General features: G+C 63.5%; 21 protein-coding genes. 11 read left to right on the top strand and 10 right to left on the bottom strand.

Annotated features, from left to right (window positions below):
* The first annotated feature begins 18 nt into the window (after positions 1-18).
* The 4 genes from WM94_RS02295 to WM94_RS02280 all read left to right on the top strand — a co-directional run bounded on the left by WM94_RS02295 (position 19) and on the right by WM94_RS02280 (position 2,645).
* The gene (locus WM94_RS02295) at positions 19-711 is read left to right on the top strand and encodes an OmpA family protein (protein ID WP_003258902.1); all 693 of its coding nucleotides are present in this window, start codon (positions 19-21) and stop codon (positions 709-711) included.
* A gap of 89 nt (positions 712-800) precedes the next feature.
* Complete coding sequence (locus WM94_RS02290; RefSeq protein WP_061550341.1) at positions 801-1,520, top strand: OmpA family protein; 720 nt, start codon at positions 801-803, stop codon at positions 1,518-1,520.
* Between the two features lie 98 nt (positions 1,521-1,618).
* Positions 1,619-1,894: a DUF1145 domain-containing protein gene (locus tag WM94_RS02285; protein ID WP_013973933.1), complete on the top strand. Its 276-nt coding sequence runs from the start codon at positions 1,619-1,621 to the stop codon at positions 1,892-1,894.
* Positions 1,887-2,645 carry a hypothetical protein gene (locus tag WM94_RS02280; RefSeq protein ID WP_024087646.1) on the top strand — a complete coding sequence of 253 codons (759 nt, stop codon included), beginning with the start codon at positions 1,887-1,889 and terminating at the stop codon, positions 2,643-2,645. The genes WM94_RS02285 and WM94_RS02280 overlap by 8 nt, the downstream gene beginning before the upstream one ends.
* Positions 2,646-2,796: 151 nt before the next feature.
* Here the strand turns inward: WM94_RS02280 and WM94_RS02275 are convergent, their stop codons facing one another.
* A complete protein-coding gene (locus WM94_RS02275; RefSeq protein WP_061550340.1) occupies positions 2,797-3,261 on the bottom strand; it encodes a CopD family protein in 465 nt (154 codons plus the stop codon).
* 98 nt (positions 3,262-3,359) lie between these two features.
* On the opposite strand from WM94_RS02275, the gene dinG reads away from it, so the two are divergent.
* The 5 genes from dinG to pdxH all read left to right on the top strand — a co-directional run bounded on the left by dinG (position 3,360) and on the right by pdxH (position 10,936).
* Positions 3,360-5,504, top strand: coding sequence for an ATP-dependent DNA helicase DinG (gene dinG / locus WM94_RS02270; protein ID WP_013973931.1), 2,145 nt, complete (start codon positions 3,360-3,362; stop codon positions 5,502-5,504).
* Between the two features lie 81 nt (positions 5,505-5,585).
* On the top strand, positions 5,586-7,820 hold the full coding sequence (locus WM94_RS02265; RefSeq protein WP_061550339.1) for a beta-galactosidase: 2,235 nt from the start codon (positions 5,586-5,588) through the stop codon (positions 7,818-7,820).
* 227 nt (positions 7,821-8,047) lie between these two features.
* A complete protein-coding gene (locus WM94_RS02260) occupies positions 8,048-9,193 on the top strand; it encodes a serine hydrolase domain-containing protein (protein ID WP_061550338.1) in 1,146 nt (381 codons plus the stop codon).
* Between the two features lie 99 nt (positions 9,194-9,292).
* Positions 9,293-10,270, top strand: coding sequence for an OmpA family protein (locus WM94_RS02255; RefSeq protein WP_031324384.1), 978 nt, complete (start codon positions 9,293-9,295; stop codon positions 10,268-10,270).
* An 18-nt stretch (positions 10,271-10,288) separates the two neighbouring features.
* A complete protein-coding gene (gene pdxH / locus WM94_RS02250; protein WP_061550337.1) occupies positions 10,289-10,936 on the top strand; it encodes a pyridoxamine 5'-phosphate oxidase in 648 nt (215 codons plus the stop codon).
* Between the two features lie 40 nt (positions 10,937-10,976).
* Here the strand turns inward: pdxH and WM94_RS02245 are convergent, their stop codons facing one another.
* Positions 10,977-11,210, bottom strand: coding sequence for a hypothetical protein (locus WM94_RS02245; protein ID WP_061550336.1), 234 nt, complete (start codon positions 11,208-11,210; stop codon positions 10,977-10,979).
* A 146-nt stretch (positions 11,211-11,356) separates the two neighbouring features.
* Here WM94_RS02245 and WM94_RS02240 point away from each other — a divergent pair, with 146 nt between their 5' ends.
* On the top strand, positions 11,357-11,821 hold the full coding sequence (locus WM94_RS02240) for a glycine zipper 2TM domain-containing protein (RefSeq protein ID WP_013973925.1): 465 nt from the start codon (positions 11,357-11,359) through the stop codon (positions 11,819-11,821).
* A gap of 69 nt (positions 11,822-11,890) precedes the next feature.
* On the opposite strand, the gene nhaA is transcribed toward WM94_RS02240, so the two are convergent.
* From nhaA to WM94_RS02200, 8 genes are all read right to left on the bottom strand, one after another.
* Positions 11,891-13,066 carry a Na+/H+ antiporter NhaA gene (gene nhaA / locus WM94_RS02235; protein WP_061550335.1) on the bottom strand — a complete coding sequence of 392 codons (1,176 nt, stop codon included), beginning with the start codon at positions 13,064-13,066 and terminating at the stop codon, positions 11,891-11,893.
* Positions 13,067-13,377: 311 nt separating this feature from the next.
* Positions 13,378-14,985, bottom strand: a complete 1,608-nt coding sequence (locus tag WM94_RS02230) for an NAD(P)/FAD-dependent oxidoreductase (protein ID WP_061550334.1) — start codon at positions 14,983-14,985, stop codon at positions 13,378-13,380.
* A gap of 103 nt (positions 14,986-15,088) precedes the next feature.
* Positions 15,089-15,763, bottom strand: a complete 675-nt coding sequence (locus WM94_RS02225; protein ID WP_061550333.1) for a COG3650 family protein — start codon at positions 15,761-15,763, stop codon at positions 15,089-15,091.
* Between the two features lie 160 nt (positions 15,764-15,923).
* Positions 15,924-16,625 (bottom strand): ABC transporter ATP-binding protein, encoded by a 702-nt coding sequence (locus WM94_RS02220; protein ID WP_013973921.1) that lies wholly within the window; start codon positions 16,623-16,625, stop codon positions 15,924-15,926.
* Positions 16,626-17,393, bottom strand: a complete 768-nt coding sequence (gene livG, locus WM94_RS02215) for a high-affinity branched-chain amino acid ABC transporter ATP-binding protein LivG (protein ID WP_013973920.1) — start codon at positions 17,391-17,393, stop codon at positions 16,626-16,628.
* Positions 17,390-18,646, bottom strand: coding sequence for a high-affinity branched-chain amino acid ABC transporter permease LivM (locus WM94_RS02210; protein WP_015271529.1), 1,257 nt, complete (start codon positions 18,644-18,646; stop codon positions 17,390-17,392). The genes livG and WM94_RS02210 overlap by 4 nt, the downstream gene beginning before the upstream one ends.
* The gene (gene livH / locus WM94_RS02205; RefSeq protein WP_013973918.1) at positions 18,643-19,566 is read right to left on the bottom strand and encodes a high-affinity branched-chain amino acid ABC transporter permease LivH; all 924 of its coding nucleotides are present in this window, start codon (positions 19,564-19,566) and stop codon (positions 18,643-18,645) included. The genes WM94_RS02210 and livH overlap by 4 nt, the downstream gene beginning before the upstream one ends.
* A gap of 185 nt (positions 19,567-19,751) precedes the next feature.
* A complete protein-coding gene (locus WM94_RS02200) occupies positions 19,752-20,867 on the bottom strand; it encodes a branched-chain amino acid ABC transporter substrate-binding protein (protein WP_024087643.1) in 1,116 nt (371 codons plus the stop codon).
* A 359-nt stretch (positions 20,868-21,226) separates the two neighbouring features.
* Here WM94_RS02200 and WM94_RS02190 point away from each other — a divergent pair, with 359 nt between their 5' ends.
* Positions 21,227-21,538 (top strand): DUF2288 domain-containing protein, encoded by a 312-nt coding sequence (locus WM94_RS02190; protein ID WP_003258939.1) that lies wholly within the window; start codon positions 21,227-21,229, stop codon positions 21,536-21,538.
* Positions 21,539-21,664 lie beyond the last annotated feature (126 nt).

Raw genomic sequence — 21,664 nt, 5'->3', positions numbered from 1 at the left:
CCTAGGAGAAGCAATGAAATGAGCATAGTACGCACAGCGATACCCCTGGTTCTGCTCACCAGTGTGTTGACTGGTTGTGCAGGTTTGCAAAAGACCGACTGGCCGAAATGTGCCGCCGTCGGGGGTGTAAGCGGCGCTGCCCTGGGCGCCATCGAGAGCTCCAGCTGGGCTGGTTGGGGCGCGTTGCTGGGCGGTGGCCTGGCGGCGGGCTATTGCTGGGCCCATGGCGATGGCGACGAGGATGGTGACGGTGTGCCGGACAGCCGTGACAAGTGCCCAGGCACCCCGCGCGGTGTGCAGGTCGATGCCAACGGCTGCCCGCCGGAGCCGGCCGCGGTGGTCGAGGAAGTGGTGGTGCAGAAGGAAGAAGTCATCGTCATCCGCGATGTGCACTTCGAGTTCGACTCTGCGCGCCTGACCGCCAGCGACAAGGAGCGCCTCAACACCATTGCCACGCGGCTGAAACAGGAGGCACCGTCCGCCCGCCTGAGCGTCAGCGGCCATACCGATAGCGTCGGCTCCGACAGCTACAACCAGAAACTGTCCGAGCGCCGTGCCCACTCGGTGACCGATTACCTGGTCGAGAGCGGTGTGCCGCGCAGCAGCTTCGTGTCGGTGGTCGGTGCTGGTGAAACCCAGCCGGTGGCAGACAACGCCACGGCCGAGGGGCGTGCCATGAACCGCCGTACCGAGATCAAGATCCAGCGGTAGACCGGCGTGCGTCCGTGCCTTGAGCAGTGGCACGGGCGCGTCTTCACGGCGGTCAGCCGCCCGTGGCCAATGACACAGGAGCATTCAGCATGAGTGTGACGTCGAAGGCGGCGCTGCCGCTGTTGGTGGCTGCCAGCCTGCTAGCGGGCTGCGCCACCCACAGCGATGGCAGCGCGCCGCTCAACCAGAGGACCTGGCCCATCTGCAGCCTGCTCGGCGGCCTGGTCGGTGGTGGCCTGGGTGCCATCGAAAGTTCGAGCTGGGCGGCTGGCGGCGGTGCCCTTGGCGCCATCGCCGGGGGCCTGATCTGTTACGCCCAGGATGGCGACGAAGATGGTGACGGTATTTTCGACCGTCGCGATCGTTGCCCAGATACCCCCGCCAACACTGCGGTCGACCACATGGGTTGCCCGTTGAAGGTGTACCCCGCATCACCGCCTGCCACTGAACCTGAACCCTCGCCGGAGGTGATCATTCTGGATGACAACGGCGCGGTGATGTTCGCCTTCGATTCCGCCGAGCTGACCCCTGCGGCCCAGCAGCGCCTGCAAGGCCTGGTGGCAAAACTCGATTCACCGACGGTGGCCAAGGTAAGCGTCATCGGGCATACCGATAACGTCGGCTCCGACAGCTACAACCAGGCACTTTCCGAACGCCGCGCCAGCAGCGTGGCCGTTTACCTGATTGGCCAAGGGCTGGAGGCGGGCAAGGTCACCAGCCAGGGGCGCGGCGAGAGTGAGCCGGTCACCGACAACGAAAGCGAGGAGGGCCGTGCCCGCAACCGACGAGTGGAACTGCACCTCAACTGAGTGGTGCTGGCGCCTGTCCGGGCATTGCAGTTAATGTTGGTCGCACGGCCCGCTCGAACGGGCCGTCTCGACATAACAACAATCCATGGGGGCGGGATATGAAGTTCATCCTGGGCTTGGGCAAGGTCCTGACTGTCGCTTTCTGGGGGGTGGTGCTGTTCAATCAGTTCATGCCACAACCCTTGCCCTTCAACCTGCTGATCAACGCCGCCGGCATCACCTTGCTGGGCCTGCACCTGCTTGAAGTGCTGTTCTTCAATGGCAGCTTGCGCGGCCGCAGCCACCGCTGGTTCGATCGTTTGCAGATCCTGTTGACGGGTATCTTCCATGTCATGTCCATCCCCCGTGTGCAGGAGGCGCCGCGAAATGCGTAATCTGATGTTATTGGCCATGTTGGCCGCTCCCCTGGCCCAGGCCGAAAGCCTGGAGGTCGCTGCCAATTCCATGCTGCGCCTGCCCGACAAGTCTGCCAGCGTGCACCTGGCACAGTTGCGTGTCGCCGATGCCGCAACCCTGCTGCTGCCTGCCACGCTCGCGGAATTGAAGGTTGACCAGCTGGAGCTGGGGCGCGATGCGCGTATCGCCATTGCACCTTCCGATAGCCCGTTGCTGATCGAGGCGCGCAGTGCGCGGCTGGGTGAGGGTAGCGAATTCAGTGCGCCGGGAGCGGCGGGTACTTACCAGCGGGGAGCCCGGTCAGGCCGCAGCCTGGACCTGAAACTGGCTGAAGTGGATGCCGAGCGCCTGGCCATCGATGCCCGTGGCGGTGCCGGTGCGCCGGGGTACGTGGGGCTGGATGGCGCCAACGGCCAGGCCGGTGGCTGCACCTGGGGCCAGGCCAGCCGCGGTGCCAACGGCGATGACGGCGGCAACGGGCACGATGGCGCGCCGGGTGGGCGCATCCGCCTGAGCGTGCCGCAGGGCTTCCCGCAGGAACGCATCGTGGTGCGCCTGGACGGCGGCGCACCGGGCAAGGCCGGGGCTGCTGGCAAGGCCGGCAAGGGCGGCGCTAGCAAGGGTTGCCTGGTTTACCGCACAGACGCCGGCGCCAACGGCCGGCCGGGGCAGCCGGGCCAACCTGGGTTGGCCGGCGCTGCAGGTGAGCTGATTCTGCAGCGCCTCTGAAGCCTTGCCGCGCCCCCCTGTAGGAGCGGCCTTGTGTCGCGATGGGCTGCGCAGCAGCCCCAAGATTTCAGCACCTTCGCACAAATTGCCGGGGCTGCTGCGCAGCCCATCGCGACACAAGGCCGCTCCTACAGGGGCCGAGCAGATCCTGTCAGAGCATCAGCCGCGAACTGGCCACGACTACCACCGCCAGACCGAGCAGCAGGTTGATCCCCACCATCCGCCGAATCCGTCCCAGCACTGCCGCACCTGCCGGCCAGTCCTCGGCCTGCACAGCCGCCCTCAACTCCGGCAGCAGCAGCGCCTGGATGCGCATGAACAGGGCAAACATGGCGATGCCCCCACCGATCATTACCTGCACATATTTCGGTGCAGTCTCGAAGCCGCTGAAGCGCATGTGCAACATGCCGATACCACTTATCGCCAAAATCGCCACGGCCAGCCAGACCCAACCGAAGAAGCGTCGGAAAACTTCCACCCACAAGCGCAGCCGGGCAGGCCCTTCAAGGGCTGCAACCGTTGCCGGGCGCAGCACCAGCCAGGCGAAGAACATGCCGCCGACCCACACCAGGGCGGCCAGGACATGCAGTGTGTAGGGCAGGGCAAAGGCAAGCATCCGGATCTCCATGCGGCATAAAGGGCAATAGCGGGGTATGATAGCCGCCCCATGCGAAACACTGAAAATATATCCAGCCCTCCGGGCGCCTGCAGACCATGATCAGCAACGAACTCAAAGCCACCATCCAGGGCGCCTATACGCGTTTTCTCGAAGCCAAGAGCCTCAAGCCGCGCTATGGCCAGCGCCTGATGATCGCCGAAGTGGCCAAGGTGCTCGGCGACATCGCCTGCGACGAAGAAGGCCGCCGTGCCGGCGAGCCTGCCGTGGTGGCAGTGGAGGCGGGCACCGGTACCGGCAAGACGGTGGCCTACAGCCTGGCTGCCATTCCGGCCGCCAAGGCCGCCGGCAAGCGTTTGGTGATCGCCACCGCCACCGTGGCGCTGCAGGAGCAGATCGTCTTCAAGGACCTGCCCGACCTGATGCGCAGCAGCGGGCTGAACTTCAGCTTCGCCCTGGCCAAGGGCCGTGGCCGCTACCTGTGCCTGTCCAAGCTCGACATCCTGCTGCAGGAGGGCCACGCCCAGTCGGCCACCGCCCAGCTGTTCGAGGAAGAAGGCTTTCACATCGAAGTCGACGAGCGCAGCCAGAAGCTGTTCAACAGCATGATCGAGAAGCTTGCCGGCAATCGCTGGGACGGTGACCGCGACAGCTGGCCCGAAGCCCTGGAAGACCAGGATTGGGCGCGCCTGACCACCGACCACAGCCAGTGTACCGGCCGTCATTGCCCGAACTTCCAGCAGTGCGTGTTCTACAAGGCCCGCGAAGGCATGGGCAAGGTCGACGTGATCGTCACCAACCACGACATGGTGCTGGCCGACCTGGCCCTGGGCGGCGGCGCGGTATTGCCCGACCCGCGCGACACCATGTACGTGTTCGACGAAGGCCACCACCTGCCGGATAAGGCTATCGGCCATTTCGCCCACTATTCGCGCCTGCGTTCCACTGCCGACTGGCTGGAGCAGACCGCCAAGAACCTGACCAAGCTGCTGGCCCAGCACCCGCTGCCCGGTGATCTGGGCAAGTACATCGAACAGGTGCCGGAGCTAGCGCGGGAAGTGCGCACCCAGCAGCAGTTCATGTTCACCCTGTGCGAGCAGGTTGCCGACTTCCGCCCCAGCGAGGACAACGAAGGCCGTGAGCGCCCGCGCTACCGCTTCGAAGGCGGCGTGGTGCCGGAGCAGATTCGCGAAGTGGGCATCGAGCTGAAAAAGGGCTTTGCTCGCCTCAACGACCTGTTCACCCGCCTGGCCGACCTGCTCAAGGAGGGCATGGACGGTGAGGTCAACATCGGCATCGCCAGCCATCAGGCCGAGGAGTGGTACCCGCTGTTCGGTAGCCTGGTCACCCGTGCCCAGGGCAACTGGGAACTGTGGACGGCCTTTACCGCCGAAGATCCGGAAGACAGCCCACCCATGGCCCGTTGGCTGACCCTGGCCGAGAGCGGTGCGCTGTTCGACATCGAAGTCAATGCCAGCCCCATCCTGGCCGCCGAAATGCTTCGCCGCAGCCTGTGGAGCGTGGCACATGGCGCACTGGTGACCTCGGCGACGCTGACTGCGCTGGGCAAGTTCGACCGCTTCCGCATGCGCTCGGGGTTGCCCCGTGACGCGGTCACTTGCGTGGTGCCCAGCCCGTTCGTGCATGGCGATGCCGGCCTGCTGCGGGTCCCCGACCTAAAGGCCGACCCGCGCGATGCGGCGGCGCATACCGCAGCGATCATCCGCGAACTGCCGAACATCGTCGAAGATGCCCGTGGCGCGCTGGTGCTGTTCTCCTCGCGCAAGCAGATGCAGGACGTGTTCGATGGCCTGGACCGTGACTGGCGCAAGCTAGTGCTGATCCAGGGCAACCTGTCCAAGCAGGAAACCCTGAACAAGCACAAGGCACGGGTCGACGACGGCCAGCACAGCGTGCTATTCGGCCTGGCCAGCTTTGCCGAGGGTGTCGACCTGCCGGGTGCTTACTGCGAGCACGTGGTGATCGCCAAGATTCCCTTTGCCGTGCCTGATGATCCGGTCGAAGCGGCGTTGGCCGAGTGGATCGAGGCTCGCGGTGGCAACCCGTTCATGGAAATTGCCGTGCCCGACGCCTCGCTGCGGCTGATTCAGGCCTGTGGCCGCCTGCTGCGAACCGAACAGGATCGCGGTGTTATCACCTTGCTTGACCGGCGCCTGGTCACCCAGCGCTACGGCAAGGCTATTCTCAATGCGCTGCCGCCGTTCCGGCGGGAGATTTCCTGACCGCCGGAGCACACTTGCTCCGGCGCGTTGTCCATTACTCAGTCGTGGGCCATGAGGGCCCTGAAGGAGAGCCCCAGCCTTATGGTCCGCCGTACCCTGCCCGCCGTTTTTGCCCTGTTGTTCAGCTCGCCGTTGCTGGCTGGGCAGCAGACGCTTTTCAGCTTCGTGCGCCCGGCCTCGGTGGTCAATGTGGCGACCGAGGATGCCGGCATGCCGCAGTACAACGCGGAGCAGACGGCCGAAGGCGAAGTGTTGCGGCGCGTGGTGTTCAACCCGGCCCTGCGGCCGACCCTGCGCCTGAGCCCGCAAAGCGGTGTGTGGGACTGGTCCGGCGGTCAGTTCCTGACCTTGCGCCTGCAAAGCGCGATGGATTGGGCGCTGACCGTGGACGTGGTGGTGCAGGGCAGTGATGGGCGCACGTTGACCAGCCGCATCGACCTTCCGGCCGGTCCTGCACAAACCGTGATGGTACCGCTGACGGCCAGTTCGCCGTTGAGCCAAGGCATGCGCGCCGGCCCGCCCATGCCCTGGAACCATGGCGGCCAGCGCCTGCTGCTGACCAGCAGCGCCGGTGCGGTCGACCTCAAGCAGGTGACGTCGGTCAGCCTGAGTATCCCCAACCCCAAGGTGGCGCAGAACCTGCTGATCGAGCGGGTGGGCATCCAGGATGACGACCAGGCATACAAGGCGGCCTACCAGGAGCTGATCGATGCCTATGGCCAGTCCACCCGCGGCCATTGGCCAGAAAAGGTTACCAATGACGAGCAGCTCAAGGCGGCCGATGTACGCGAGCAGCAACAGCTCAAAGGCTGGCTGGCAGAGCGTGGCAAGCAGCAGTTGGACGCGTACGGCGGCCTGCTGGCCGGGCCGGCGTTCGAGGCCAAAGGCTTCTTCCGCACCGAAAAGCGTGACGGCCGCTGGTACCTGGTAACGCCCGAGGGGCATCCGTTCTATTCCCTGGGGGTGAATGCCGTCGCCGCGGATGGCGGGCGTACCTATGTCGCCGGGCGTGAGGGGATGTTCAAGGGGTTGCCGGGTGAGGAGGATGCACTGGCCGCATTCTATGGTGATGGCAACAACGACGATGGCAACCCCTCGTCGCAAGGGCGCAACTTCAAACAGGGGCGCTGGTTCGATTTCTATGCCGCCAACCTGCAGCGCACCTATGGCAAACCCTGCCCGCCCGCGGTAGAGGGGCAGCCGGCAAGCTGCCCACCATTGGCGCTGGATACCGCCCGCTGGCAGGCGCATGCGCTCGACCGCCTGCAGGCCTGGGGTTTCAACACGGTCGGCAACTGGAGCGAGCCGGCCCTGGGCCAGGCCAGGCGCATGCCGTACACCTTGCCGCTATCGATCGTGGGGGATTACGCCAGCATCAGCACCGGCATGGACTGGTGGGGCCGCATGCCCGACCCGTTCGACCCGCGTTTTGCTATGGCCACAGAGCGCGCCGTGGCCATTGCCGCCCGCGATCACCGTGACGACCCCTGGCTGATCGGCTATTTCGCCGACAACGAACTGTCCTGGGCCGCCCCCGGTAGCGACCCGAAGGCGCGTTACGGCCTGGCCTACGGAACCTTGCGTCTGACTACCGATGTACCGGCCAAGCGCGCCTTCCTCAAGCAGTTGCGTGACAAGTACCGCAACCAGGAAGGGTTGTCCAAGGCCTGGGGCATCGAGCTGAGCGCCTGGGAACTGATGGAGGACCCGGGCTTCGAGGCACCGTTGCCGAACCCGGAGCACCCGGAAATCGAGCGTGACTACCAGCACTTCCAGCAGGTGTTCGCCGAAACCTACTTCAGGACCATTGCCGACTCGTTGAAGTGGCATGCGCCCAATCACCTGCTGCTGGGTGGCCGCTATGCCGTCAGCACGCCGGAGGCGGTCAAGGCCTGCGCCGAGTTCTGCGATGTGCTCAGCTTCAACTTTTATACCCTCAAGCCGCAGGACGGCTACGACTTCACCCGCCTGGCCGAGCTGGACAAGCCGGTGTTGGTGTCCGAGTTCCAGTTCGGCTCGCGCGATCGCGGGCCGTTCTGGCCGGGGCCGCTGGAAGTGGCGCGGGAAGAAGAGCGTGGCCCGGCCTACGGCAACTTCCTCAAGGCGGCCCTTGCGCAGCCGATGATCGTTGGCGCGCACTGGTTCCAGTACCTCGACCAGCCGGCCAGCGGCCGCCTGCTCGATGGCGAGAACGGTCACCTAGGGTTGGTGGCGATCACCGATATGCCATACCCGGGGTTTGTCGATGCCGTGCGCAAGAGCAACTTCCAGGCAATGAGCCAGCTGCGCGTCCAACTGGAAAAACCGGCGCCCTAGCCCAGGACGACGCGGTCTTTTTGTGGGAGCGGCCTTGCGTCGCGAAAGGACTGCGAAGCAGTCCCCTGAATTCAGCGGCGCTGCATAAATTGCCGGGGCTGCTGCGCAGCCCATCGCGACACAAGGCCGCTCCCACAGTGACCACCCAGCCCAAGCCAGTTTGCAAAACGCCAAACTACTGAAACAATGCACACCATTTTCGGAATTGGTCGTACGGAGAACAGCGGGTGCAGATCCAGGGTCACTATGAGCTGAAGTTCGAAGCAGTGCGCGAAGCCTTTGCCGCGCTGTTCGAAGATCCCCAGGAGCGTGGCGCGGCGCTGTGCATCCAGGTTGGTGGCGAAACCGTGGTCGACCTGTGGGCCGGCAGTGCCGACAAGGACGGCCAGCAGGCCTGGCACAGCGATACCATTGCCAACCTGTTCTCCTGCACCAAGACCTTCACCGCTGTCACCGCCCTGCAACTGGTCGGCGAGGGCAAGCTGGCCCTTGATGCGCCTGTGGCCAACTACTGGCCCGAGTTCGCCCAGGCAGGCAAACAGGCGATTACCCTGCGCCAGCTGCTCAGCCACCGCGCCGGCTTGCCGGCCATCCGTGAGCTGCTGCCGGCCGAGGCACTGTATGACTGGCAGGCCATGGTCGATGCGCTGGCTGCCGAAACGCCCTGGTGGACACCCGGCACCGAGCATGGCTATGCCGCCATTACCTACGGCTGGCTGATCGGCGAGCTGATCCGCCGTGCCGACGGCCGTGGCCCCGGCGACTCGATCGTGGCCCGTACCGCTCGGCCGTTGGGGCTGGATTTTCATATCGGCCTGGCGGACGATGAGTTTCATCGCGTAGCGCATATCGCCCGTGGCAAGGGCAACGCCGGGGACGCTGCAGCTCAGCGCCTGCTGCAGGTGACCATGCGCGAGCCCGAGGCCCTGTCGACCCGCGCCTTCACCAACCCGCCGGCGATCCTGACCAGTACCAACAAGCCGGAGTGGCGGCGCATGCAGCAGCCAGCCGCCAACGGCCATGGCAATGCGCGCAGCCTGGCGGGCTTCTATGCCGGGCTGCTGGACGGTAGCCTGCTCGAATCAGAGCTGCTCGACGAACTCACCCGTGAGCACAGCCTCGGCCAGGATCGTACTCTGCTCACCCAGACCCGTTTTGGCTTGGGCTGCATGCTCGACCAGCCCGACGTGGCCAATGCCACGTTCGGCCTCGGGGCCCGCGCCTTCGGCCACCCAGGCGCCGGCGGCTCGGTTGGTTTCGCTGACCCGGAACACGATGTGGCCTTCGGTTTCGTGGTCAATACCCTTGGCCCTTATGTGCTCATGGACCCGCGAGCCCAGAAACTGGTACGCGTCCTTGTCAGTTGCCTTTGATCGGGTAATGCGGGTATTGCCCCAGCCCTTTGACTATCCTCAATGCCAACGCCTGAAGGGCGTAAGCAAAATTTCTTTCTATTTCATGGTGTATCGCTGATGTCTTCACACAAAACCTTAGCACTCGCCCTGTGCCTGACCGCCGTTACCGGCTGCGCCAGTCACCCCCAGGACGGCTCGAAGGACAGCGCCTCGAGCTGGTGGCCCTTCGGTTCGGACAAGGTTGCCGAGCAGGAAGTGAAGCAAGCCGTCACGGAAAATGTGGCCAAGGCCGACGCCAAGTCCGACAACGCCAGCCGTTGGTGGTGGCCGTTCGGCGGTGAAGAGAAGCAGGCCAAGGGGCCGGTGGTGCCGAAGGTCGACCAGAAGGCAACCCAGGCCTGGCTGGACGAGTACGAGCCAAAGCTGCGTGAGGCGATCAAGGGCAGCAAGCTGGAGCTGGAGCGTCGTGACAACGTGCTGGCCGTAACCATCCCGGTGGACAGTTCGTACAACCCCGATCGCCCGAACATGCTGCTGCCGATGACCCTGGGCCCGATCACCCGTGTGGCCAAGACTGTCGAAGGCGATGCCAAGACCGCCGTGCTGGTACTCGGCCATGCCGACAGTAGCGGTGTCGCTGCCGCCAACCAGAAGCTCAGCCTGGAGCGCGCCGCTTCGGTGTCGGCCATCTTCCGCCTCAGCGGCCTGCAGCGTGATCGCCTGAACCTCAAGGGCATGGGCTCGGAAATGCCGCGCGCCGCCAACGACAGCGCCGAGGGCCGTGCCCTGAACCGCCGTGTGGAAATGCTGTTGACCCCGCAGAACACCATGGTCGCCCTGCTGGCCAAGTACCAGCAAGCCGCCCCGGCCCGCGCCCCGATGGTGGCGGTGCAAGATGTCAAAGCACCTGCTGCCAAGCCTGCCGACAGCAAGCCGGCCACCAAGGCTGCGGCGAAGAAGCCTGTGACCAAAGCCAAGGCCAAGGCGCCAGCCAAGACCACGGCCAAGAAAAAAGCTGCGCCGGCCAAGCCGGTTGCCAAGAAAGCTACCACTGAAAAGAAAGTAGCTGCCAACAGCCCTGCGAAGACCAACTGATCGTCAAGGAACGCAGCAATGACCCAATCCCTGGCCGATATGCGCCGCGACTACACCCGTGATGGCCTGGCCGAATCCCAGGCCCCGGGAGAGCCGTTCGCCCTGTTCCACCAGTGGTTCGCCGAAGCGGTGAAAACCGAGCAGGTGCCGGTGGAAGCCAACGCCATGACCTTGGCCACTGTCGACGGTGAAGGCCGCCCGCACTGCCGTATCTTGTTGCTGAAGGGGCTCGATGAGCGTGGCTTCACTTTCTTCACCAACTACGATAGTGCCAAGGGCCAGCAACTGCTGATCAACCCTTTCGCCGCCATGACCTTCTTCTGGCCAGCGCTGGAGCGCCAGGTGCGCATCGAAGGGCGGGTGGAAAAGGTCACCCCCGAGGAGTCTGACGCCTACTACCAGGTGCGCCCGCTGGGTAGCCGCCTGGGTGCTTGGGCTTCGCCACAGAGCCAGGTGATTGCCGGTCGTGAGGAGCTGGAGGGGCTGGTCAAGGCCACTGAGGCGCGCTTTTCCGACACCCAGCCGCATTGTCCGGAGCATTGGGGTGGGTATCGTTTGCTACCTGAGCGCATCGAGTTCTGGCAGGGGCGGGCCAGCCGCCTGCATGACCGACTGAACTACCGGCTGGTGGACGGGCAATGGCTGCGGGAGCGGTTGGCGCCCTGAGTTTGTCGGGGCCGCTTTGCGGCCCCGGCGCTCCATCAGGCTACTCCGGATACCCCGCAGCTTCCCGCTCCAGCCACCCCGCCAACTGCTTGCGCCCCACCTTCTCCACCCGCGCCTGCTCCAGCCTTTGCAGCATATACGCGCGTTTTTCAGGGTCCGACCCTGCCAGCGACAACGCCAGGTCACGGTCCATCCAGCGGCGCATGCGCACATACAGCCACCAGTGGAAATACAGCCCCGCAACGGTGGTGACCACGACGATGAAGTAATCCATGGCTATCCTTGGTCTCACTTGAAAGGCCTCGACACAGCCGTGCAGGCTGTCCCTTGGCTGAATGAAAACAATTTTATTACGTTTGTACCGTGACAGCCGTCAACGTGCAGCGTCTAATGAGCACCTGACTTATGGAGACCTTACCCATGCGTAAATCCGCTTTGCTGGTGGCGACCTTTACCACCATGTCGCTGTTGCTGGGTGGCTGTGCCTCGAGCCTGACCGGTGACAGCTACTCCCGTGATGAGGCCCGCCGCGTGCAAACCGTGCGCATGGGCACTATCGAGTCCCTGCGTCCGGTCAAGATCGAAGGCACCAAGACCCCGATCGGTGGCGGTGCTGGCGCCATCGTGGGTGGCGTGGCCGGGAGCGCCGTGGGTGGTGGCCGTGGCAGCATCGTCGCCGCCGTGATCGGTGCCGTTGCCGGTGGCCTGGCCGGTTCCGCCGCCGAAGAGGGCCTGACCCGTACCCAGGGTGTCGAAATCACCGTGCGTGAGGACGATGGCAGCATGCGTGCCTATGTGCAGGCCGTGCAGCAGAACGAGATCTTCCGCGTTGGCGACCGCGTGCGCATCATGACCGTCGATGGCACCAGCCGCGTCACGCACTGACCGTAGCCCAACAAGACAAAACCCCGACATGGCGCTCGCCAGTCGGGGTTTTTTCATGCTGCGGCCAGGTCAGCCGACGTTGGACTTGCGGCTGGCCATGGCGGTTACCGCATAGCCGATCACGGCGGCGAAGAACGAGCCGGTGAGAATACCCATGCGGTCCATCCCGGCGTAATCACTGCTGCCAGGCACAAAGGCGAGCGAGCCGACGAACAGGCTCATGGTGAAGCCGATACCGCAAAGTATTGCCACACCCAGCAATTGCCCCCAACTGGCGCCTGCAGGCAGCGCGGCCAGGCGCAGCTTGACCGCGACCCAGGTCAGGCCGAAGACACCCACGGTCTTGCCCAGCAGCAGCCCCACGGCGATGCCCAGTGGCACCGGGTGGGTGAAGCTTTCTACGGTCATGCCTGCCAGCGATACACCGGCGTTGGCGAAAGCGAACAGCGGCAGGATGGCGTAGGCAACCCAAGGATGCAGGGCGTGTTCCAGGGCGAGCAGTGGTGAGCGTTCGGCATGGCGCGTGCGCAGCGGGATGCACAGGGCCAGGGCGACGCCGGCCAGGGTGGCATGCACGCCGCTCTTGAGCACGCAGACCCACAGGATCAGGCCAACGACCATGTACGGCCCAAGCTTGACCACGCCAAGCCGATTTATCGACACCAGCAATACCAGGCAGGCGGCAGCCAGCAGCAGCGACATGCTCGACAGGGTGCCCGAGTAGAACAGGGCAATGACGATGATCGCACCCAGGTCGTCGATGATCGCCAGGGTCATCAGGAACAGTTTCAGCGACAGCGGCACGCGCTTGCCCAGCAGGGCCAGTACGCCGAGGGCGAAGGCGATGTCGGTGGCTGTGGGGATAGCCCAGCCGGCTATGGCGGCAGGGTTGTCACGGTTGATGAACCAGTAGATCAGTGCCGGTATCACCATGCCGCCCACGGCGGCGGTGGCTGGCAGGATCACTTGGGAGGGCTTGGACAGGTGGCCGTCGACCACCTCGCGCTTGACCTCCAGGCCGATCAGCAGGAAGAACAGGGCCATCAGGCCGTCGTTGATCCAAAGCAACAGCGGTTTGGCGATGTGCAGCGCACCGACCTGAACGGCGACGGGAACGTCGAGCAGGCCGCTGTACAGGTAGGACAGCGGCGAGTTATTGATGACCAGGGCCAGGATGGCCGCAGCGATCAGCAACAGGCCACTGGCGGCTTCGAGCTGGAAGAAGCGGGTGAACAGTCTACGCACGGGTTATAGGCTCTCCATGAGCAGTTGACAATGGAACGGGCGTACACCCTAGCCTTTGGCAATATGCTTTCAAACAAAAAACCATATTCGTTTTTGTTATATGGTATTGCCGACTGGGCTGCGGGAAAGCCTAGACGCAGATGGGGAAGGAGTGGGGAGGGGAAGTCTGATGTTTGTTGTGGATTTTTCTGATGTCTGCAGTGGCCCTTTCGCGGGTAAACCCGCTCCCACAGGTACTTCACAGTCTTCAATACTGTGCAGTACCTGTGGGAGCGGGTTTACCCGCGAAGAGGCCCTGGCATGTAAAAGGCTCAGAGGCCGAGCATATCCCGCGCCACCGCCTCGGCGATGCGAATCCCATCGACACCCGCCGACAGGATCCCGCCCGCATACCCGGCCCCTTCACCCGCCGGGAACAGCCCCTTGAGGTTCAGGCTCTGGAAGTCCTCACCGCGAGTAATGCGCAGCGGCGAGGAGGTGCGGGTCTCGATCCCGGTCAGCACTGCATCATGCAGGTTGTAACCCTTGATCTGCCGGTCGAACGCTGGCAGCGCCTCGCGAATGGCTTCGATGGCGAAGTCCGGCAGGCTCGGCGCCAGGTCGCCCAAGGTCACGCCCGGTTTGTAGGACGGCTCGACACTGCCCAGTGCAGTCGACGGCCGGCCGGCGACGAAGTCACCCACCAGCTGTGCCGGGGCCTGGTAGTTGCTGCCGCCCATCACGTAGGCGTGGGCTTCCAGGCGTTCCTGCAGCTCGATGCCGGCCAGCGGGCCGCCCGGGTAATCGCGCTCGGGGTCGATGCCGACGACGATGCCGGAGTTGGCGTTGCGCTCGTTACGCGAGTACTGGCTCATGCCGTTGGTAACCACCCGACCTGGCTCGCTGGTTGCTGCGACCACGGTGCCGCCCGGGCACATGCAGAAGCTGTACACCGAGCGGCCATTCTTGGCGTGGTACACCAGTTTGTAGTCGGCGGCACCGAGTTTCGGGTGACCGGCGTACTTGCCCAGGCGAGCCTTGTCGATCAGCGTTTGCGGGTGCTCGATACGGAAGCCCACCGAGAACGGCTTGGCTTCCATGTACACGCCTTTGGCGTGCAGCATGCGGAAGGTGTCGCGAGCACTGTGGCCAAGCGCCAGCACCACATGGCGCGAGTGCAGCTGTTCGCCGCTCTCCAGCACCACGCCGGTCAGTTGCCCATCCTCGATCAGCAGGTCGGTGACCTTCTGCTGGAAGCGCACTTCGGCGCCGAGGGCAATCATGTCCTGACGCATCTGCTCGACCATGCCGGTGAGGCGGAAGGTGCCGATGTGCGGTTTGTTGATGTACAGGATCTCGTCCGGCGCACCGGCCTTGACGAACTCTTCCAGCACCTTGCGGCCGTGGTGCTGCGGGTCCTTGATCTGGCTGTACAGCTTGCCGTCGGAGAAGGTACCGGCGCCGCCTTCGCCGAACTGCACGTTGGACTCGGGGTTGAGCACGCTCTTGCGCCACAGGCCCCAGGTGTCCTTGGTGCGCTGACGTACTTCCTTGCCGCGCTCGAGGATGATCGGCTTGAAGCCCATCTGTGCCAGCAACAGGCCGGCGAAGATGCCGCACGGGCCGAAGCCGACCACGATCGGGCGCTCCTGCAGATCGGCAGGGGCCTTGCCGACGAACTTGTAGGTTACGTCTGGCGCCGGGCCGAAATTGCGATCGTCGGCGAACTTGCTGAGCAGCTCGGCTTCGTTGCTGGCTTCCAGGTCGATGGTGTAGATGAACAGCAGTTCGCTGTTCTTCTTGCGCGCATCGTAGCTGCGCTTGAACAGGTTGAAGCTGAGCAGTTGCTCGTCGCGGATGCCCAGGCGCTGGACGATCGCTTCACGCAGGGCTTCGTCGGGATGGTCCAGGGGCAGCTTCAGTTCGGTGATTCGTAGCATGGCAGGGTCCAGTATCCCGGCCATGGGCGGCCGGCGGCTTTACACAAACCGCCAAGTATAAGCTGTTCGCCGCCCCGACTGGCAGGATAAAAGCGCCCGGCGATCAGTTGTCGCGTGCACCGCCATAGTAACCGCAGCCCAGCAGGGTCTTGCCGTCGATGCGCAGTTCGGCACGCAAGTGGTGGATGGCACCGGTGGCGGTGTCTACACAGCGTTGTGGCGCGGCCCACAGCTCCACGTGCTGGCCGTTGGCTTCGCTGGTCAGGGTCAGGCCGCCGCCGGGCACTTCTTCTTCCAGATAGGGCAGGGGCAGGGGGGGCTGGCCGACGCGGTTGAGCACCATGCCTTTGCCGCTGGCCTTGATGTCCCATTCCGGCTCATGGCCGCTGGCGCGCAGGGTCAGCTGCTTGAAGTTGGGGTCTTCACAGGCGCGGGTGGAAGGTTCCAGGCGGTACAGGCGGCGAACTTCAAGCTGGCCGTCGTTGTTGGCCTGTCTGCTGCCGGTGAGGCGGCCACGGACGTCGGCGAACAGTTTGTCGTTGGCGTCCTTGGCGAGGTTGGCGGCTTCCTGCAGGATGCCGGTTGCGGCGACGTCGTTGATCACGAAAGTGCGGTTTTCGCTGCACGGCTTGAACAGCAGTTGACCACCGCCGGCACGCAGCTCGCCCTGCATGCGCGTAGTGCCGATGTTCGGGTCGCTGGGGGCGTCAGCCATGAGCTGGCAGCCGGCGAACAGGGGCAGCAGGGCGGTGAGCAGCAGGGTGGGGGTGAGGCGCATGGGGCGGGCTCCGGGGATCTTTGCCGTGAAAGCAGGCCACGTTACTCAGGCTGGCGCTGGATCACAAGTTAATGGTTGCCTGTGCCGGCGATAGGGCCAGTACAGGCAATACATTTCTGACAGGTAGAAAAAAAGGGCCAGTAGATGGCCCTTTTCCCCGTCAACCCCCCAGGTACGCGTCGCGCACCTTCGGGTCGGTCAACAGTGCTTCCCCAGTACCCTGCATCACCACCCGGCCGTTCTCCAGCACATACGCCCGGTCAGCGATCTTCAGCGCCTGGTTGGCGTTCTGTTCCACCAGGAACACCGTCACGCCATCACGGCGCAGCTGTTCGATGATGTCGAAGATCTGCTGGATGATGATTGGCGCCAGACCCAGCGATGGCTCGTCGAGCAGCAGCAGCTTGGGCTTGCTCATCAGCGCCCGGCCAATGGCGAGCATCTGCTGCTCGCCACCGGACATGGTGCCGCCACGCTGGATATAACGCTCCTTCAGGCGCGGGAACAGCTGCAACACCTTGTCCAGCTGCTCCTGGTAATCGCCCTTGTCGGTGAAGAAGCCACCCATCGCCAGGTTTTCCTCGACGGTCAGGCGGGAGAACACGCGGCGGCCTTCCGGTACCACCGCGATGCTCTTGCGCATGATGTGCGAGGATGGCTGGCCGACCAGTTCTTCACCCAGGTACTTGATGCTGCCGCTGTGCGCCTGCGGCGAGCCGCAGAGGGTCATCAGCAAGGTCGACTTGCCGGCGCCGTTGGCGCCGATCAGGGTGACAATCTCGCCCTGGTTGATCTCCACATTGACGCTGTGCAGCGCCTGGATCTTGCCGTAGAAGGTGGAAACGTTCTCGAACTTCAGCATTTACGCTTCCCCCAGGTAGGCTTTGATCACATCAGGGTTGTCGCGGATCTCTTCCGGTGTGCCGTGGGCCAGGGGTGTGCCCTGGTTGATCACCACGATATGGTCGGAAATGCTCATCACCAGCTTCATGTCGTGCTCGATCAGCAGCACGGTGACGTTGTGCGACTCACGCAGGTAGGCGATCAGCGCCTTGAGGTCTTCGGTTTCCTTCGGGTTCAGGCCCGCAGCCGGTTCGTCGAGCATGATGATGCGCGGTTGGGTCATCATGCAGCGGGCGATTTCCAGGCGGCGCTGCTGCCCGTAGGCGAGGGTGCCGGCGGTACGGTTGGCGAACTCGGTCAGGTTGACCTTCTCCAGCCAGTACTGCGCGCGCTCCATGGCCTCCTTCTCGCTGCGGCGGAAGCTTGGGGTCTTGAACAGGCCGGCGAAGAAGTTGGTGTTGAGGTGGCGGTGCTGGGCGATCAGCAGGTTTTCCAGCGCGGTCATTTCCTTGAACAGGCGCACGTTCTGGAATGTCCGCACCACGCCCTTGCGGGCGATCTGATGCCCGGCCAGGCCCTGGATCGGCTGGCCATCGAGCAGGATGGTGCCGCCGCTGGGCTTGTAGAAGCCGGTCAGGCAGTTGAACACGGTGGTCTTGCCGGCGCCGTTCGGGCCGATCAGTGCCACCACCTGTTTTTCCTTGACGGTCAGGCCCACGCCGTTGACCGCCAACAAGCCGCCGAAGCGCATGCTCAGGCCGCTGACTTGCAGAATTTCGCGGCTCATCGACGCAGCTCCATGTGTGGACGTTGCATAGGCAGCAGGCCTTGCGGACGCCAGATCATCATCAACACCATCAGCGCACCGAACATCAGCATCCGGTATTCGCTGAACTCACGCATCAGTTCGGGCAGCAGGATCATCACGATGGCCGCGAGGATCACGCCCAGTTGTGAGCCCATGCCGCCGAGCACGACGATGGCGAGGATGATCGCCGACTCGATGAAGGTGAACGACTCCGGCGTCACCAGGCCCTGGCGCGCAGCGAAGAAGCTGCCGGCGAAACCGGCGAAGCAGGCGCCCAGGGTGAATGCCGACAGCTTGATCACGGTCGGGTTCAGGCCCAGAGCACGGCAGGCGATCTCGTCTTCGCGCAGGGCTTCCCAGGCGCGGCCGATCGGCATGCGCAGCAGGCGGTTGATCACGAACAGCGCCAGCAGGGCCAGCAGCAGGGCCACCAGATAGAGGAAGATGACCTTGTTGATCGAGTTGTATTCCAGCCCGAAGAACTCATGGAAGGTCTGCATGCCTTCGGCGGCACGGCGTTCGAAGGTCAGACCGAAGAACTCCGGCTTGGGAATGTTGCTGATGCCGTTGGGGCCGCCGGTCCAGTCGGTGAGGTTACGCAGGAACAGGCGGATGATCTCGCCGAAGCCGAGGGTCACGATCGCCAGGTAGTCACCGCGCAGGCGCAGCACCGGGAAGCCGAGCAGGAAACCGAAGGTAGCGGCCATGAGGCCGGCGATCGGCAGGCATACCCAGAAGCTCCAGCCCAGGTAGTGCGAGAGCATGGCGTAGCTGTAGGCACCGACGGCGTAGAAGCCGACGTAACCGAGGTCGAGCAGGCCTGCCAAACCGACCACGATGTTCAGGCCCAGGCCCAGCAACACGTAGATCAGGATCAGCGTGGCAATGTCGACCGCGCCGCGCGAGCCGAAGAACGGCCACACCAGTGCCGCGACGATCAGGCCCATGATCACGTAGCGCTGGGTTTTCGGCAGGGTCAGATAGTTGCTGACCGCCGGCGGGATCAGCTTGCGATCCGAGCGGCGGCCCATTACCGAGCTCCACTGCTTGTCGAACAGCACGCGCAGGAACATCAGCACCGAACACACTGCGATGATGCCGATGGTGAACGAACCCTGGCTGTGCACTACCAGGCTGATGCCATCGATGCTCAGTTTCAGGCCCAGTACCGGGAAGGCCACGGCCCATACCAGCAAGGCGCTGAAGAACGCCTGTTTGAGATTTCTGTTCATACTTTTTCAACCTCCGGGCGGCCCAGGATGCCGGTCGGCCGGAATAGCAGGACAAGAACCAACAAGCCGAATGCCACAACGTCCTTGTACTGGTCGCCGAAGATATCGGCACCGAACGCTTCGGCCACGCCCAGCACCAGCCCGCCGAGCATGGCGCCCGGAATGCTGCCGATGCCACCCAGCACCGCCGCGGTGAAGGCCTTCAGGCCCACCAGGAAACCGGCGTTGGGGTTGATCACCCCGTACTGCATGCTCAGCAGCACGGCCGCCACCGCCGCCAGGGCGGCACCGATGACGAAGGTGAGGGCGATGATGTTGTTGGTGTTGATGCCCAGCAGGTTGGCCATCTTGATGTCCTCGGCGCAGGCGCGGCAGGCGCGGCCCAGGCGGGAACGGGAGATGAACAGGGTGAGGCAGGTCATGGCCACCAGGGTGACCACGAACACCAGGATCTGCATGTAGCTGATCAGTACTTCCTCGGCGCCGCCTGGCCCGAACGAGAAGCTTCCGGGGATCAGGTTGGGGATGGACTTGTCCTTGGAATCTTGCGACAGCAGGACGGTGTTCTGCAGGAAGATCGACATGCCGATGGCGGAAATCAGCGGGATCAGGCGGTTGCTGTTGCGCAGGGGGCGGTAGGCAACCCGTTCGATGCTGTAGCCATAGGCACTGGTGACGAAGATCGTCGCGACAAAGGCGACGGTCATCAGGACAGGCAGCGAATGGATACCCATCATGGCCAGGCCCGCCAGGGCGATGAAGGCCACGTAGGAACCGATCATGTACACCTCGCCGTGGGCGAAGTTGATCATGCCAATGATGCCGTACACCATCGTGTAGCCGATGGCGATCAAGGCATAGGTGCTGCCGATGGTCAATCCATTAACCAGTTGTTGGAAGAAATGGTAGATCTCAGGCATTACAGCGCTCCTAAAAACCTGATTTGCATTTCGCTGGCGGGGGTAGGCCAGGAAACCGCGGGTGACGGTTTTAAGATTTTCAGGTGAGCCCGCCCCCGGATCGCGGGGATCAGGCCCATGAACCTCGTAAAACAAAGCCCACTGCTCGCACAGTGGGCTTCTACGGTCAGCTATTAGTCACGCAGTTACTGAGGGGAGACTTCGGTCTTCGGCTTGCCGAAGTGCCATTCGTAGACCACGAATTTGAAGTCTTTCAGGTCGCCTTTGTCGTCGAACGACAGGTCACCGGTCGGGGTCTTGAAGGTACCTTTGTGGATGGCGGCTGCCACCTTGTCGGCATCTTCGGACTTGGCTTCCTTGATGCCCTGGGCGATCAGCTCGACAGCCGAGTAGGCCGGAAACACGAACGGGCCGCTTGGGTCCTTGCCGTCAGCCTTGATGGCGTCGACGATCTTCTTGTTCGCAGGGTCCGCGTCGAACGACTTCGGCAGGGTCACCAGCAGGCCTTCGGAGGCGTTCTGGGCGATCTGCGAGATGGAGTCGTTGCCCACGCCTTCCGGGCCCATGAACTTGGCTTTCAGGCCCTTTTCCTGAGCCTGGCGCAGAATCAGGCCCAGCTCTGGGTGGTAGCCGCCGTAGTAGACGAAGTCGACGTTGTTCTGCTTGAGCTTCTGGATGATCGAGGAGAAGTCCTTGTCACCGGCGTTCAGGCCTTCGAACACGGCAACCTTGGTGCCTTTGCCTTCCAGGGTCTGCTTGACCGCGGTGGCGATGCCTTCACCGTACTGCTGCTTGTCGTGCAGGACGGCGACAACCTTCGGCTTGACGTGGTCGGCGATGTAGTTGCCGGCAGCCGGGCCCTGGGCGCTGTCCAGACCGATGGTGCGGAAGATCAGCTTGTAGCCACGTGCGGTGATTTCCGGGGAGGTCGCGGCCGGGGTGATCATGATCACGCCTTCGTCTTCGTAGATGTCGGACGCAGGCTGGGTGGAGCTGGAGCACAGGTGACCGATGACGAACTTGACGCCGTCGTTGACCACTTTGTTGGCGACTGCAACGGCCTGTTTAGGGTCGCAGGCGTCGTCGTATTCCTTGGCTTCGAGCATCTTGCCATCCACGCCGCCCGCGGCGTTGATATCCTTGATGGCTTGCTTTGCGCCGATGAACTGCATGTCGCCGTACTGGGTCACAGGGCCGGTCTTAGGGCCTGCAATCCCGATCTTGATGGTATCGGCGGCAAACGAATGGCTGGCTACCCCTGCCAGAACCATTGCGGCGAACAGCTTGGAAATCTTGATCATAGTGCTCCACTCATTCTGTTGTAATTCTTATAGTCCTGGCGGCCAGGGCTACAGACCGGGCGGGATTTGCGGCGTGGCCATGCCAACGCGCAAGCCCACCTTCCCCCGGAACATGTCCCGGAACTGTACCGGTACAGTGTAGAGCGCTGTTCGAGCGCTTGAAAAGCGGTCGAAAAGTGCCTGCTTCCTGGGTTGTCGCATGGTCGACACAAAGATACAGAAAGGCGCCATCAAACTGCCTGCATCTGCGACCCCGCCCCACAAGTTCGGGATCAATCGACCAAATTACATATTTGAAACCGGGTTTTTCTGCAAAAATGCCGACCTTTTTTATTGGCCGATTTTTGCGGAAACCACCCATGACTGATCAAACAAGCACCCTCTATGCCAAATTGCTTGGCGAGACGGCAATCATCGAGTGGAAAGCGCTGGAGCGTTTCTGGGCCAAGGGTGACCTGATTTGGGTCGACCCGAGCCTCGACCTGATTGCCGTTGCCGAGGCGATGGCCGAGAATCGCAGCGAGATCTTCGCCAAGTGGCGTAGTGATGGCACTGTTGGTCCGGTAACCGCCGAGCAGGCCCTGGACCTGCAAAGCCGCGATCCAGAGATCTGGGCGGTGGTGGTTTCGCCGTTCATCGTGATTCAGGCAAAGCGCCCGACAGAGGCATGATCGCTTTTGGTGCGCGAAAATGCGCAGCAGCCCCGTTTTGGTGCTTGAAGGCGCTCAAGGCGGGTAGAGGGAAGTAACAATTCGGCGTGGCGGTAACAGTTTACGGGATGCGTAATGGGGGCTGCC

This window comes from Pseudomonas sp. ABFPK (genome assembly GCF_001586765.1).
In the GTDB taxonomy this organism is placed as follows: Bacteria; Pseudomonadota; Gammaproteobacteria; order Pseudomonadales; family Pseudomonadaceae; genus Aquipseudomonas; species Aquipseudomonas asiatica.
The sequence above is the reverse complement of the archived record's forward strand: the minus strand, read 5'-3'. Positions and strand labels throughout refer to the sequence as shown.

Bases quoted from the DNA above. Each gene is read 5' to 3' on its own strand.
- WM94_RS02295 (WP_003258902.1), top strand. From the start codon at position 19: ATGAGCATAGTACGCACAGCGATACCCCTGGTTCTGCTCACCAGTGTG.
- WM94_RS02290 (WP_061550341.1), top strand. From the start codon at position 801: ATGAGTGTGACGTCGAAGGCGGCGCTGCCGCTGTTGGTGGCTGCCAGC.
- WM94_RS02285 (WP_013973933.1), top strand. From the start codon at position 1,619: ATGAAGTTCATCCTGGGCTTGGGCAAGGTCCTGACTGTCGCTTTCTGG.
- WM94_RS02280 (WP_024087646.1), top strand. From the start codon at position 1,887: ATGCGTAATCTGATGTTATTGGCCATGTTGGCCGCTCCCCTGGCCCAG.
- WM94_RS02275 (WP_061550340.1), bottom strand. From the start codon at position 3,261: ATGCTTGCCTTTGCCCTGCCCTACACACTGCATGTCCTGGCCGCCCTG.
- dinG (WP_013973931.1), top strand. From the start codon at position 3,360: ATGATCAGCAACGAACTCAAAGCCACCATCCAGGGCGCCTATACGCGT.
- WM94_RS02265 (WP_061550339.1), top strand. From the start codon at position 5,586: ATGGTCCGCCGTACCCTGCCCGCCGTTTTTGCCCTGTTGTTCAGCTCG.
- WM94_RS02255 (WP_031324384.1), top strand. From the start codon at position 9,293: ATGTCTTCACACAAAACCTTAGCACTCGCCCTGTGCCTGACCGCCGTT.
- pdxH (WP_061550337.1), top strand. From the start codon at position 10,289: ATGACCCAATCCCTGGCCGATATGCGCCGCGACTACACCCGTGATGGC.
- WM94_RS02245 (WP_061550336.1), bottom strand. From the start codon at position 11,210: ATGGATTACTTCATCGTCGTGGTCACCACCGTTGCGGGGCTGTATTTC.
- WM94_RS02240 (WP_013973925.1), top strand. From the start codon at position 11,357: ATGCGTAAATCCGCTTTGCTGGTGGCGACCTTTACCACCATGTCGCTG.
- WM94_RS02230 (WP_061550334.1), bottom strand. From the start codon at position 14,985: ATGCTACGAATCACCGAACTGAAGCTGCCCCTGGACCATCCCGACGAA.
- WM94_RS02225 (WP_061550333.1), bottom strand. From the start codon at position 15,763: ATGCGCCTCACCCCCACCCTGCTGCTCACCGCCCTGCTGCCCCTGTTC.
- WM94_RS02220 (WP_013973921.1), bottom strand. From the start codon at position 16,625: ATGCTGAAGTTCGAGAACGTTTCCACCTTCTACGGCAAGATCCAGGCG.
- livG (WP_013973920.1), bottom strand. From the start codon at position 17,393: ATGAGCCGCGAAATTCTGCAAGTCAGCGGCCTGAGCATGCGCTTCGGC.
- WM94_RS02210 (WP_015271529.1), bottom strand. From the start codon at position 18,646: ATGAACAGAAATCTCAAACAGGCGTTCTTCAGCGCCTTGCTGGTATGG.
- livH (WP_013973918.1), bottom strand. From the start codon at position 19,566: ATGCCTGAGATCTACCATTTCTTCCAACAACTGGTTAATGGATTGACC.
- WM94_RS02200 (WP_024087643.1), bottom strand. From the start codon at position 20,867: ATGATCAAGATTTCCAAGCTGTTCGCCGCAATGGTTCTGGCAGGGGTA.
- WM94_RS02190 (WP_003258939.1), top strand. From the start codon at position 21,227: ATGACTGATCAAACAAGCACCCTCTATGCCAAATTGCTTGGCGAGACG.